General features: G+C 33.1%; 13 protein-coding genes. 3 read left to right on the top strand and 10 right to left on the bottom strand.

Annotated features, from left to right (window positions below):
- Position 1: 1 nt before the first annotated feature.
- The 4 genes from mhqD to ACW5YJ_RS03785 all read right to left on the bottom strand — a co-directional run bounded on the left by mhqD (position 2) and on the right by ACW5YJ_RS03785 (position 3,064).
- Entirely contained in the window at positions 2–592 is a 591-nt protein-coding gene (gene mhqD / locus ACW5YJ_RS03800; protein ID WP_457338509.1) for a methylhydroquinone degradation carboxylesterase MhqD, read from the bottom strand.
- A 30-nt stretch (positions 593–622) separates the two neighbouring features.
- On the bottom strand, positions 623–1,522 hold the full coding sequence (locus ACW5YJ_RS03795; RefSeq protein ID WP_135091926.1) for a VOC family protein: 900 nt from the start codon (positions 1,520–1,522) through the stop codon (positions 623–625).
- An 84-nt stretch (positions 1,523–1,606) separates the two neighbouring features.
- Complete coding sequence (gene mhqE, locus ACW5YJ_RS03790) at positions 1,607–2,563, bottom strand: ring-cleaving dioxygenase MhqE (protein WP_017723106.1); 957 nt, start codon at positions 2,561–2,563, stop codon at positions 1,607–1,609.
- Positions 2,564–2,632: 69 nt separating this feature from the next.
- Positions 2,633–3,064: a MarR family winged helix-turn-helix transcriptional regulator gene (locus ACW5YJ_RS03785; RefSeq protein ID WP_017723105.1), complete on the bottom strand. Its 432-nt coding sequence runs from the start codon at positions 3,062–3,064 to the stop codon at positions 2,633–2,635.
- Positions 3,065–3,273: 209 nt separating this feature from the next.
- Here ACW5YJ_RS03785 and aldA point away from each other — a divergent pair, with 209 nt between their 5' ends.
- Entirely contained in the window at positions 3,274–4,725 is a 1,452-nt protein-coding gene (gene aldA / locus ACW5YJ_RS03780) for an aldehyde dehydrogenase (protein ID WP_039835162.1), read from the top strand.
- A gap of 94 nt (positions 4,726–4,819) precedes the next feature.
- Here the strand turns inward: aldA and ACW5YJ_RS03775 are convergent, their stop codons facing one another.
- The gene (locus tag ACW5YJ_RS03775) at positions 4,820–5,800 is read right to left on the bottom strand and encodes a metal ABC transporter solute-binding protein, Zn/Mn family (RefSeq protein ID WP_017723103.1); all 981 of its coding nucleotides are present in this window, start codon (positions 5,798–5,800) and stop codon (positions 4,820–4,822) included.
- A 174-nt stretch (positions 5,801–5,974) separates the two neighbouring features.
- Between ACW5YJ_RS03775 and ACW5YJ_RS03770 the strand changes: the two genes are divergently transcribed.
- Positions 5,975–6,253: a GNAT family N-acetyltransferase gene (locus tag ACW5YJ_RS03770; RefSeq protein WP_017723102.1), complete on the top strand. Its 279-nt coding sequence runs from the start codon at positions 5,975–5,977 to the stop codon at positions 6,251–6,253.
- Between the two features lie 175 nt (positions 6,254–6,428).
- Here the strand turns inward: ACW5YJ_RS03770 and ACW5YJ_RS03765 are convergent, their stop codons facing one another.
- From ACW5YJ_RS03765 to ACW5YJ_RS03755, 3 genes are all read right to left on the bottom strand, one after another.
- Complete coding sequence (locus ACW5YJ_RS03765) at positions 6,429–8,198, bottom strand: ABC transporter ATP-binding protein (RefSeq protein WP_017723101.1); 1,770 nt, start codon at positions 8,196–8,198, stop codon at positions 6,429–6,431.
- On the bottom strand, positions 8,191–9,972 hold the full coding sequence (locus tag ACW5YJ_RS03760) for an ABC transporter ATP-binding protein (RefSeq protein WP_457338508.1): 1,782 nt from the start codon (positions 9,970–9,972) through the stop codon (positions 8,191–8,193). The genes ACW5YJ_RS03765 and ACW5YJ_RS03760 overlap by 8 nt, the downstream gene beginning before the upstream one ends.
- Positions 9,973–10,193: 221 nt before the next feature.
- A complete protein-coding gene (locus ACW5YJ_RS03755) occupies positions 10,194–10,739 on the bottom strand; it encodes a tubby C-terminal domain-like protein (RefSeq protein WP_017723099.1) in 546 nt (181 codons plus the stop codon).
- Positions 10,740–10,916: 177 nt separating this feature from the next.
- Here ACW5YJ_RS03755 and ACW5YJ_RS03750 point away from each other — a divergent pair, with 177 nt between their 5' ends.
- On the top strand, positions 10,917–11,726 hold the full coding sequence (locus ACW5YJ_RS03750; protein ID WP_457338507.1) for a VOC family protein: 810 nt from the start codon (positions 10,917–10,919) through the stop codon (positions 11,724–11,726).
- Between the two features lie 122 nt (positions 11,727–11,848).
- Here ACW5YJ_RS03750 and ACW5YJ_RS03745 read toward each other — a convergent pair whose 3' ends face one another.
- Together ACW5YJ_RS03745 and ACW5YJ_RS03740 are read right to left on the bottom strand one after the other, a co-directional pair.
- Positions 11,849–12,508 (bottom strand): NAD(P)H-dependent oxidoreductase, encoded by a 660-nt coding sequence (locus tag ACW5YJ_RS03745; protein ID WP_107551433.1) that lies wholly within the window; start codon positions 12,506–12,508, stop codon positions 11,849–11,851.
- Positions 12,509–12,623: 115 nt separating this feature from the next.
- Complete coding sequence (locus ACW5YJ_RS03740; protein ID WP_017723096.1) at positions 12,624–13,430, bottom strand: Cof-type HAD-IIB family hydrolase; 807 nt, start codon at positions 13,428–13,430, stop codon at positions 12,624–12,626.
- Between the last annotated feature and the right edge of the window lie 154 nt (positions 13,431–13,584).

Here is a 13,584-nt window from a genome sequence, read left to right as displayed (position 1 = left end):
ATTAATCTAATAATGTTTGTCCTGCTGCTACGCCTGCTTGTGTTAATTCATGACTATTGACCCAAACTTGCTCTACTTGAGCACCACGACTTTCGAAGATATTGATTACATTTTCACTAGCTTCGAAAGGAACAATTGGATCATGTTGTCCCATTGAAAGCAATACATTCATGTTACTTAGATCTTTGTTATCAACAAGATCTACTGGGTATAAAGGCGCATATAATAAAGCTTTTTCAAAAAATGTATCCGGATGTAAAATCATGCTGATTGCAATGTTTGAGCCGTTTGAAAAACCAACAGGTATTGCTTTTGACAAGTCAAAATTATAACGTTCTGCCGCTTCTTTTAAAAATGAGATTAATCTATTCGTACGATATTCTAAATCTTCTAAATCGTATTTTCCTTCCCCAAGTCTTTTGAAGAAACGATTCATTCCATTCTCAGAAATTTCACCTCTGATACTGAGAACACTGTATTTAGGATTAAGTGCTTGAGCTAAAGGTAATAAATCATTTTCGTCCCCGCCAGTACCGTGTAATAAAATAAACGTTGGTGCGTTTGCTTCACCTTCTCTAAAAATATGTTCCATAAATTTTCATCTCCTTTTTCATCATTAATGTTAAACGCGTATCTGTGGTAATAAACGTAATAACTCTTCTCTTCTATCTTCATACTGTGACGGTAATACTAACTTTTGACCTAACTGCTCAAAAGGTTCGTCTATCGTAAACCCAGGGCCTTCTGTTGCAAATTCAAAGATAATACCACCGTGTTCTTTCATGTAAATTGCATTAAAATAGCTACGGTCTTTAACTTCTGTTACGTGATAGCCTCTATTACTCATATATGCTTGCCAATCAAGATGTGCTTGGTTTGTGGAAACTGACCATGCAATGTGATGCACAACGCCAACTCCCCAACGAACGTTTGTGTCAGCAATTTGTTTTTTTATTATAATGTGATGACGCCACTCACCTTGTGTTTCAACGTGAATATAATCTTCATCTTCGTTCGTTTTAACCAGACCCATATCAGTTGTTAAAGTTTTTACTGTCTCTTGTGGATTTGAAGATAATAGTGTGACACCATGAAAACCAATAATGGCTTGTTGATCTCTTTGCACTTTGTCATCTTCTACTAATGCTAGCGGTAAACCATGTATATCTTTGAACTCTAACGTTTTATATTCAAATAATTGTGTAGTCATTGTTTTTATTTGATTCATTTCTAAATGTTGTGCCCACACCTCTAAAGATCCTTTTGGCACTCTGAAAGCAATACGTTCTACTTGCCCATTTCCAATATGTCCTTTATGAGTATTTGGCCAGTTGAAGAAAGTAATGATTGTGCCATTATCTACTGAATCATTCGCAAAATATAAATGGTAAGTTGAAGGATCATCATAATTTACTGTTTTCTTGATTAGTTTCAAGTTTAATATATCTCTATAAAATTTTATATTTTCTTCAGGATTACCTACAATTGCTGAAATATGATGGATATGTTGAATTGCTTTCATATCGTTTCCTCCTAACTTTCTAATTGTTTAATTATTACATTTCACTATGGCTTTGTTGTTATTAATTATGGCCGCCTGCGCTAGTTATCTTCTAGTGTCAAATGGACGTATTTCTGATTCAATATACCCACGTTGTGATTCTAAAAATGGCGGTAGCGCTAAACTTTCACCTAATGTTTCATAAGGCTCATCATCCATAAATCCAGGGCCATCTGTTGATACTTCAATTAAAATATGGCCAATGCGTGCATATAGTGCCTCGAAGTAAAATCTATCGACTAAACCTGAATTTCCTATGCCCACTGCTTTATATTTCTCTAACCACTGTTCAATTGCTTCATGATCTTTCAATCTAAATGATACGTGGTGTACTTCACCATAACCTTGTCTCGCTTCAGGGCCTTCAGTATCTTTTCTTAAAATAACTTGGCCGCCATTACCACCTTCACCAACTTCTAAAATTGCTACATCTTCTTCTACAATAATTGCTTTCATACCATAAATTTCTTCTAAAACTTTCTTGAAATCATCAAAATAACTTACAGTAATTTCAATCGGACCTAAACCATAAATAGCTTTATCACTTGGTACTGGACCATTTTTCCATGGTTTACCAGGTGCAACACCTTCATTATCCTCATCAGATACAAGTTGATAACTTTGTCCATCTTCTTCTTCAAATGGTAATACTTTTGTGCCAAATAACTCTTGTATACCTTCATGTTGCACTCCGAAATTATTAAAACGTTGTTCATAGTATTCAAGAGCCGCATCATTAGGTACTCTGAATGATGGACGTGTAATTGAGTTTGTACCAGGTGCGCCTTTAGGTACATTAGGAAAATCAAAGAATGTCATATCTGTACCTGGAGAACCTTGATCATCCGCAAAAAATGTGTGATAAGTGTATATGTCGTCTTGGTTAACTGTTTTCTTAACAAGTCTCATACCTAAGACTTCAGTGAAAAATTTATAGTTTCTTTCAGCGTCATCAGTCATAGCTGTTACGTGATGGATTCCTAATAATTGATTATTTGTCATAATAAAACTCCTCTTTATAATTTTATCTCGATTTCGAAGTAATTTAATTTAAAATTTTAAGTGCTACTACTATTCTATAGGTTGAGCACTTAGTTTTTTTAAAGCATGTTGCAATACAGTTATTTCGTCATTAGTTAACACTGAAAATGTTGATTCTAATGTTGAAGCATGATCAGGAAAAATTTCATCCATCATTGCATAGCCTTTTTCAGTTAACGACGCGTTCGTCACACGTTTATCCTGTTCATCCCGTTGTCTACTGACGCATCCCTTTTCTTCAAGTTTATCCACGACATAGGTAATACTACTGCTCGCAATAAGTACTCTATTACCAATACGCTGTATCGGTTGGTCGCCTTTGTTATAAAGTAATTCCATAACTGCAAATTCAGTTACGTTTAAGCCATGCCTTTGGACATCCTTTCTAACAATCTTCATTAAATGATCTAACGTTCTATTTAAACCAACAAACGAATTTAAAGATTCTTTCGTACGATCCATAGGATTCACCAGCTCCCTAAATTTTATTTCGAATTCGAGATAAATTATAACTCTTCTTCTTTAACTAGTCAACAATTAAGTATAAAAATTATACTAATGCATTCTGAACAACTTCTAGTAAGCTGTTCTGGTTCTAATTTTATGGTTAACTACAACAACTTATTATTAGAAAAATGAAGTATGTTGTTTTCAGAAGTATTATCAGTGGTATGCAAAGAGTGTGGAGGTGTCAAACATTGAACCAATTATTTATAAACAATGAATTTATCGAAAGTAAATCAACAGACACTATGGACGTTATCAATCCTGCAACTGGAGAAAAAATAGATACGATAACATTTGCAACTGAGTACGAGGTTAACGATGCAATTGCTAAATCAAAACAAGCTCAACTAGAATGGGAGCAAACACCAGAACCTACTCGCTCAGATCACGTTAAGTTATTAATACCCCTACTCGAAAAAAATAAAGATGAACTTGCAACATTATATGTTAAAGAACAAGGTAAAACACTAGCATCTGCAAAAGGTGAAATAGATAAAGCAATCCACTTTATTAATTATATGACAAGTTTAAGTATGAACAATAAAGGTGAAGTGTTACAAAACACTAGAGAAAACGAGACCATTTTACTAACTAAAAAGCCGATTGGTGTTACTGCAGGAATCGTTCCATGGAACGCACCCATTATGGTATTAATGAGAAAGGTCATCCCCGCAATAATTACAGGTTGTTCTGTAGTAATTAAACCGAGTGAAGCAACATCATTAATAACACTGAAAATTGCAGAACTTATTCGTGATTCAACAATACCAGCAGGGCTTGTCCAAATACTTCCTGGTACGGGAGAAACGGTTGGTACTCAATTAGCACAACACCCTGATATCCAACTTATTTCACTTACAGGTAGCATGAGAGCTGGTAAATCAGTGTATGCTGAAAGCGCCAATACAGTTAAAAAAGTAAATTTAGAACTTGGGGGTAATGCTCCAGTGCTAGTAACTCCTAATGCCAATTTAGACAAAGCTGTTGATTACATCGTTACTGCCAGAATCAATAACGCTGGACAAGTATGCACATGCCCTGAACGTATTTTTGTACACGAAGATGTTCACGAGGATTTTGTAAATAAATTAAAAACTAAAATGGAACAATTAACAGTAGGCGATCCATTTGATGAACAAACTGATTACGGTGCGATTATTAACCAACAACAACTTGATAGTATTGATGGAAAAGTCCAAAATGCCATAAAAAATGGCGCTACTTTAATTACAGGAGGACATAAGATAGAACGTTCTGGTTTCTTCTATGAACCTACTATTTTAGATAACGTAAACGTTGAAGATGAAGCCTTTAAAAATGAAATTTTCGGTCCTGTTCTACCTATTGTAACTTATCAAGATTTTGATATTGCAATTACACAAGCCAATGATACAAATGCTGGTTTATCATCCTTTATCTTCTCTGAAAATTTAAAAGAAATTATGTTAGCTACTGAAAAACTTAAATTTGGTGAAGTCTATGCAAACTGTGAAGCCGAAGAAGTAGTGAATGGATTCCATGCAGGTTGGAGAGAATCTGGTATTGGTGGTGCCGATGGTGTACACGGTTTAGAAGAATATTACAACACTACTGTATCCTATATAAGATATGACTAAAAATATGACATAGAAAATTTTAAAATAATTATCTTTTTAGTCAAATAGTAGTTAAAAACCCTGAGATGTTATTTGTCTCAGGGTTTTGTTAATCTTATTCATTTAATGCTTTATCTAGCGATTTTATATTTCGTTTCATTAAGGATTGATAAGTAATATTGCTCTCTTTACTTTCTTCTTTAGAAAGTGTTGCCATATTATGAAAACTTAAAGGCGTTGAATTAGACTCTTTCTGTATTACATCAGTAACTTTAGATGAAATATTTTGTTCATAAAGTACATAAGGTTGTTTAGTTTGTTTGATATTGTTAACAATATTCATCAAGTCTCTTTGACTTGGTTCTTCATTATTCATACCACTGACACCTTCTTGTTTAAACCCATAACGATTGGCTAAATAACCAATAGAATCATGAGAAATCACTACAGTGTCACGCTTTGGATGCTCTGTAATTTCATTTAATCTTTGGTTGATATTATCTAAATCGTTAACGACTTGGTTATAATTGTTCTCGTAATAAACTTTATGTTGAGGATCTTTTTTTATTAAATCATCCTTGATTGATTTCACCATTTTTTTATTAAGTACTGGGTCTAGCCAAACATGAGGGTCTTCACTGCCTTCTTCATGGTCATGACCTACCTCTTCGTGATCATGTGCATGCCCTTCATGCTCGTGCTCATGTTCATGACTTACAACTAAATCGTCATGTGTAAAACCAGCTGCTAATGCTAATTTTAAATCTTTATTATTTATAGAACCTGCAATTTTTTTAGCAACTGGATCCATTTCTTGGTTAGAATAAATAAATAAATCGCCTTTTGCAATATTGACCATTTCCTTTTGTGTTGGTTCAAAGGTATGCATATCGGCTCCTGGCGGATAGATAGATTCTACATCTACATATTTACCGCCTATTTGTTCAGTAAAACTTTGAAACGCAAATGCTGTAGTATAAATTTTAAGTTTATTTTTTGAACTGACGTCTTTGTTTTCGCCTTTATTGATATTGTCACATGCACTCAACATCACAACAACTACACATGCCATAATGAGTATTATACTTTTTCTCAAAAAACGCCCCTCCAAATCGAAATTATTCCGTTAAAACTATAAACTTATTTTCATGATATTTCAATGGTTTTTACTTAATCTACTAATATTCTTTCTTTATTCAAGACTCGTTTTGTTTAACATTCATTCAAATGTGATATTTAATATATATGACTTATAAATAGGAGAGATAGTATGGCTGAAATTAAACAAGGTTCAAACAAGTTTTATATCGGTGACGACGAAAATAATCCACAAGCACAAATCACTTTCCAACCTCAAGGAGATAATCAAATCAATATTGACCACACTGGCGTCCCTAAAGAACTAGGTGGCCAAGGTATCGGTTCACAATTAGTAAAATCCGTAGTTGATTATGCTCGCGAAAATAACTTAAAAGTTGTTGCTACTTGCCCATTTGCTAAAAACGTGATTGAAAAAAATGATGAATACCAAGATGTCTACGCTGGATAAAGTTAAAAATTTCAATCAAACAGATTAATATTTGGTTCGACATGTATTTATTTCATTTGTATACAAATGAAAGGTGAAACTAAGTAGAAATAAATGGCTTAGTTTCACCTTTTTTCATTATGTTAAATATAAATTAAATCTATTATAAACACACTACTATCTTTAGAACAAAGAGTTAACCATTTTGAAGTAAATACATATTATGATATATGCCTTTTTGTGTAATTAATTGTTCATGAGTACCACATTCGACTATCTCACCTCGATTCAAAACAAAAATCTGGTCCGCATCTTGAATTGTAGATAATCGATGAGCTATCGCTAATGTTGTCCGACCTTTACGCATTTCATTTAATGATTGTTGTATCTGTTCTTCAGTCTCAGAATCAATATTGGCAGTTGCTTCATCTAAAATTAAAATTTTAGGGTCTGTAGCAATTGTTCTAGCAAATGCAATTAACTGCCTTTGACCACTTGAAAAAGCACTACCCTTTTCAATTACTTTGTGCTGATATTGTTCAGGTAATTGCTCAATAAAACGATTAGCATGAACAAATTTTGCCGCTGCCTTCACTTGTTCATACGTCATTGTAGGGTGATATAATTTTATATTAGACGCTATAGTTCCATAAAAGATAAATGCATCCTGTAATACTAAACCAATTTTTTCTTTTAATTCTGATTTAGGTATTGTCTTGAGGGAATGTCCATCTATCTTAATATCTCCTCGTTGATATTCATAAAACCTCATAAATAAATTGATGATTGAACTTTTACCAGATCCTGTGTGACCAACAAGTGCTATCATTTCTCCAGGATTAGCAGTAAAATTAATATTTTTTAGTACATCAGTATTGCCATCATAACTAAAACTAATATTTTCAAACTCTATTTTCCCAGAATTTATGTGATTTGATTCAATTTCATTTTGCTGTGGCTCATAAGTATCGTCATCGATTAGCGCAAAAACTCTACTCGCCGATACAAGCGCTTGCTGTAAAATATTTAAGTTTTGGCTAACTTGATTAATCGGTTCAAAAAAGCGTTCCATGTATTGAATAAATGCAAAAACTACACCTGCTGTCACGCCAGTGGTAAAACTAATTATACCGAAATAAGCAAGAATCATTACAATAGCAAAGATTGAGATAGAACTAATAGCCGGTCTTAACAGTAAACTATCTAGTTTCACTGTTTTCAACATATAATGATAATGTTCATCATTAATCTGATTGAACTCTTTGTTTAATCGTCTTTCTTGATTAAAAGCTTGTATAATTTTCATGCCTTCAATTGACTCTGCTAATTTTGAATTCAAATCAGATAAACGCTGTCTTGATTTTGAAAATAAATACGCTGAATACTTACGATAAGTAGACAAGATAACAAAAATAATAGGCAAAAAGACAAGCGCTATTAAAGCTAATTTGACGTCTAATACAAACATCATGATATAACTAGATATCATCAGAAATAAGGCCATAATAAAAGTTGAGAACACTCCCACGATCATGTCCACAATTGTTTCGGTATCATTTGTTAGTCGTGAGACAATACTACCACTCGGTACTTCATCAAAATACTTCATTCCTAATTTCCCTAGTTTATTAAAAGCATCAATCCTCAATTGTTGAATCACTTTAAACGCTAAATATTGAAAGAGATATTGGCTAAAATAAAGTGTTAATGCACCAATTATTTGCACACTTAAGAAAATCGCAATGAGCCAAATCATAGCACTTCTCGGAAAGTCTTGTGGCGTTAAATAATCATCAATAAATATTTTCACCATATAGGGCGTCATCATGCTGGCGACAGTTGATATAATCAATGTTAAGAATGCTAAAATAATAATCCACTTATAGGGTAATGTGTATTTAAATAACCTTATCAGCACACTTCCTTGGTCTTTAGCGGTTAAGTTAGCGTGTTCGTATTCAGTCATTTTCACCATCCCCTTTCGTAAGATTGTCTAAGTTACGCGACAACTTGGCTTGTAACGCTTGTGATTGATAAGTTTCATAATACCATCCTCGTTGTTGCATTAATGATTCATGATGACCACGTTCAACTATTTTCCCTTCATCCATAACAATAATAAGGTCAGCATGTTTCACGGCACTCATACGATGCGCTGTTATAATATTAGTTTTATTCTTTCTCAAATGTTCTAAGTTCCCTAATATTACCTCTTCAGTTTGTGCATCTACAGCAGATAATGAATCATCTAAAATCAATACCTCAGGATTCAATAATAAAGCTCTCGCTATAGAAACTCGTTGCTTCTGCCCACCTGATAATGATACACCCCGTTCACCTACAACTGTTTGGTAGCCATTAGTAAAATTCATAATATCATCATGGATATGGCTTAATCGACTTACTTCATATATTTGATCATCTTCTATAGCCTCATTACTAAACGCGATGTTATTTCGAATCGTAGTAGAAAACAAAAAATGTTCTTGTGGTACATAACCAAATTGCCCTCTTAATAATCCAATTTTATAGTCACGTAACGGATAAGAACCATATGTTATATCTTGAACATGTTTAGTATCAAACTCTCTTAACAATAGCCTTATCAATGTACTCTTACCTGAGCCTGTACGGCCAACAATACCTACAGTGGTACCTTGTTTGATTGTAAAGTGAATATCATACACCCCTTGATTATCATTACCTGGGAAATTAAAATGTTCAATATTAAAGTGAATATCACCTTGAGGACTTTTATCAGTTTTATGATGAGTATCGATACCATTAGGTAAGTTTCCTATTTCCTCTATACGTTCATAAGAAGCTTTTGCTCTTTGTACAATGTTAAAAAATAACCCCAATGCCAATAACGGCCATACTAGCATCCCTAGATACGTCGTAAAAGTGATGAGTTGTCCTAAGGTTATCTCATTATGAAAGACCATTTGTGCTCCAAACGCAATAGATAAAAAGTAACTCATACCAATAACTAATGTAATTGTCGGATCAAATAATGCGTCTATTTTAGATACTTTTAGGTTTTTATCAACCACATCATCACTTAAATCTTTAAAGTCGGCTTGATCACTGGATTCGTAGCCAAAAGTTTTAGTAACTTTAATCCCTGCAACACTTTCTTGTGTTTTATCATTCAATTTACTAAATGCAGCTTGAGCTTTTTTAAACCCTTTACTTAAAAGAGCTCCATAAAAACTAGTTAATAACACCATAAATGGTAGTGGTATCATGGCAATCAATGTGAGTTTCCAACTTACTGTTGTAGCCATCGTTATAATTACAGTTCCCCCTGTAATCAATGAATCCGCGATCATAAGGATTCCAGCACCTGCTGCATTTTGTACGGCACGGATATCATTTGTAGCATGAGCCATTAAATCTCCTGTACGTCTATTTTGAAAGAATATAGCACTCATATCTGTATACTTTTTGTAAAGATATGTTCTTAAAATTTGTCCCAGTTTTTGACTCGTTCCAAATATAGATAACCTCCATACATATCTAAGTACATAAGTTAATATGGCAACTACAACCAATATAACTAAATAAACCATTAATAATTTAGATGTTAATTGATTTGTCGTCATTTGATCTATTGTACGCCCTATAATTTGTGGTGGCACAATTTCAATTAATGCAATTAGCAATAATGTCCCTAAACCAATGATATAACTAAGTTTCTGTTGTTTAAAAAACCATCCCAATTTCCAAAATACTTTCATCCCGTCACCCCCAATGATGTTTTTATTCTATGTTCTCATATCTTACCACATGTAGATATATGTAAATAGAATGGATATATTACACACTGTTACTATTTGAAATTCCCTAAAAAATAGAAACCTAAAATCTAACGCTTTTACATAGACTTCAGGTTTCCATCTTCTATTAATTAGTTTAAGTTGATGGTGCATAATTTATACTAAATTTGATTTCACTTAAGCTAATTTGAATTTCTTCTTTGTTGTTCTTGAAATTCATAAAAAACTTGAAACATCATAATAAGCATCGCCGGATTATATGTTTTAGTTTCAATATACAAATCATGTCTCGAAGCTAATTTGAACCGTTCTGATTTAGTTTGCATCAACTCGTTATTGCCATCAGATACTTTAACACTTCTTGAAAAAAATCCTGATTGGAATTTTAATATATCTCCTTTATCACCTTCGAACTGCATAGAAGGCTTAAATCCCATTTTAGAGCGGAAGATTCCGATTTTCTGACCATTCTTTTCTACTTGCCAAACTGTTTTAAATGGTGTTTTAATCGCACCACTAATTGTTCTTTCTTGTAAAATTCGAAAAGTATCATGGCCGTCTGTGATTTCAAAATTTTGTTTACCGTTACCAAACAATGCCATCGTTTCTTGCCCCAAAGAGGTATAAAATAATTGTAATTCAAAAGCTACTTCATCATTATCATCGTATATATCTATTGTAGACTTTGAAGCATTAAAAAAGTTTTCTTTGAAATAATAGTGTGTCATGTTTAACAGTCCTATCTATGTATTTTCTGTCATAACGTTATACCCCATTTCACAACATATATACTAATTAAAAAAGTATTATCATTATAAGTTCATTCCATTGACTAGGTATACTTTTTATACTAAAGTAATGCTTGTAATCTTTAAAAATACAAGTAAACAACAAGGAGTTTGATAATGTCTTTTCACGATAATCAATCAATTCAAGTCACTAATATCACTTTAAATGTTGCTGATTTAGCAAAAATGACAACTTTCTATACACAAATTTTAGGCTTATCCATAAAGTTAGAGTCTAATACAGGCGTTACTTTCAATATAGGAAGTAACGGACATAGCTTAACTTTACAAGAAGTCAAAGATGGTAGACGTCCTTCTATGAGAGAATCAGGACTATTCCATATCGCCTTGTTATTGCCTAACAGACAAGATTTAGGTAATTTTTTATATCACGCCGCAAGTTTAGGCGTACAAATTGGAGGTGGATACCACCTTGTTAGTGAGGCATTGTATTTCGATGATCCTGAAGGTAATGGCATTGAGATTTATGCTGATCGACCTAAAGAGAATTGGCTATGGGAAGATAATAAAGTCAAGATGGATACACTTGCAGTAGATGTCGATGACTTAGTATCACAACGTAGTAAAGCTGGATGGCAAGGCATGCCCACCAATGCGAAAATTGGCCACTTACATTTGAAAGCAGCCAATTTAGAGAAATCAAAAGATTTCTATTTAAACAAACTTGGACTTGAGCATATCTCTGATTTTTCCCAAGCACTTTTCATGTCTACAAACCATTACCATCATCACATCGCTATTAACACATGGCAATCCAATATCGTACGCCAAGACAATGATAGCAGCCTTGGTTTATCAAAAGTGTCGATTTATAAACCAAATACGCATAGAGAACAATTTGAGGGGCCAGAGGGTTTTGAAATCATTATACACAGCAACGAAAGCTTTGTAGCAGATAAAATTTAAAGTGTTTTGGTAACAGATAAGAACTCAGTCTTTATAATTTGATATATAGTTCACCTCAAAACAAATAAGGAGTAGGACAGTAATTCAATTTCAAAATTACTGTCCTACTCCTTACTTTTTAATTATTCTAACCATTCAACGACATCAGTTTGTGGTTGACGTACTTTAGCTTTAGGATCAGTTTCTCTGTATCCAAAGGCTACCATAACAGAGGGGGCAAAGTTTTCAGAATCAACAATACCTTTTTCTGATAAGTACGCTGTGACAGCATCTAAATCAAATCCTTCAATTGGACATGAATCTATATTAAGTAATGCCGCGCTCGTCATCATATTACCGAGGGCTATATAAGTTTGCTTTCTTGCCCAATCTAGTAACGACTGTGGCGTATCATTTATATGAAAACTAGTTTGGAAATTATCAAATTTTTGTTCTGTAGCAGGAATACTCTCTTCACTATATTGTTTGATATTTCGTATCATATGTTGCACATATGGTGATTGTGAAGTCACATTTTTACGTGCTAAAATCAAAACAAAATGACTTGCCGTATCTAATTGGCCTTGTGCTCCCCAACTAATTTCTTTAAGTTCATCTCTTATTTCACGGTTTTGAACTACTACAAATTTCCACGGCTCCAATCCTAGTGAACTTGGAGACAATCTACCCGTTTCTAAGATGGTATTAAAATCACTATCTGAGATTTTTTTATTAGCATCAAAACGTTTTGTTGCATGTCTAAAATTAAAAGCATTTAGCAGCATTTGTTGCATTTGATCCATAACTTTTATATCCTACCTTTCAATTTAAGTACTTTTAAGTATAGTCAAATTCCATATCTTATTAAAACGATATGTTTATAAATTACGTATCAAGTTATAAAAACTTTATTCACTATTAATTTAGTGGCTGAAGTACTTGTTCCTCAATAGTTGTTAGCACACCCTGTTCATCATGAGACGGTGCCACATAATTAGCAATTTCAAATAATGTTTCATCTTCACTATTTGCCATGACGTAGCTATGTTTGGCTAATTGCAACATGTCTAAATCATTATTAGCATCACCAAAAGCCATCAAATCTTCTGCATCTAATTGCCAATGTTTTAAAAGTCTCTCTAAAGCACTACCTTTAGTCATTCCTGGTATAATTAAATCAATACTATCACGGCCGCTAGATACTAACTTTAAATTTTCACTGAATTTTGTACTTAAGTCTTCATCTAATGTAGGATGAGATTCTCTATTGATATTAAGCGCGATTTTTACATATTCATCTTCCGGTAAATCTTGAAAGTTATCTATCTCTTTTAGTTCGCGATAGTAGAAGTGAGCGTCTTTTTTAAATGCATCGTTGTTATCCTTTAAAATATAAGCGCTGTTTAGACCACAAACAATTAAATTATCAATTTCACGTTCAACATTTAAATAGTCAATAATTTCTTGGTAAAACTCTCTATCAAACGCTTGATAGTCGTATAATATATCCCCTTCATAAATAACAGCACCATTTTCAGCTACAAAGAACATGTCACGTTCACCAAATATCGATTTTAATTTTGCATATTGATTACCACTTGCTGCTATAAATTTAATATTTTGAGCTTTAAGTTGCTTAAATATCTTATCAAATCTATGCTCGTCATACGTTTTGTTTGAATTTAAAAATGTACCATCCATATCAACTGCGATTGCTTTTATCATATTGACCCCTCAAATCTTCCAATTTATATGTACGCCCTTTCATTATATCGACAATGCTCATTGTTTCAAAGTAAACCTATGCACTTTATCTCGATTACTAACATAATTGAGAGTAAATTATTCAACTCATATTTTGTTGTATTTCTCTTTACGC

It is taken from the genome of Staphylococcus sp. mip270_02, assembly GCF_054031535.1.
Note: the sequence above shows the minus strand (reverse complement) of the source record. Positions and strands in the feature narration are given on the sequence as shown.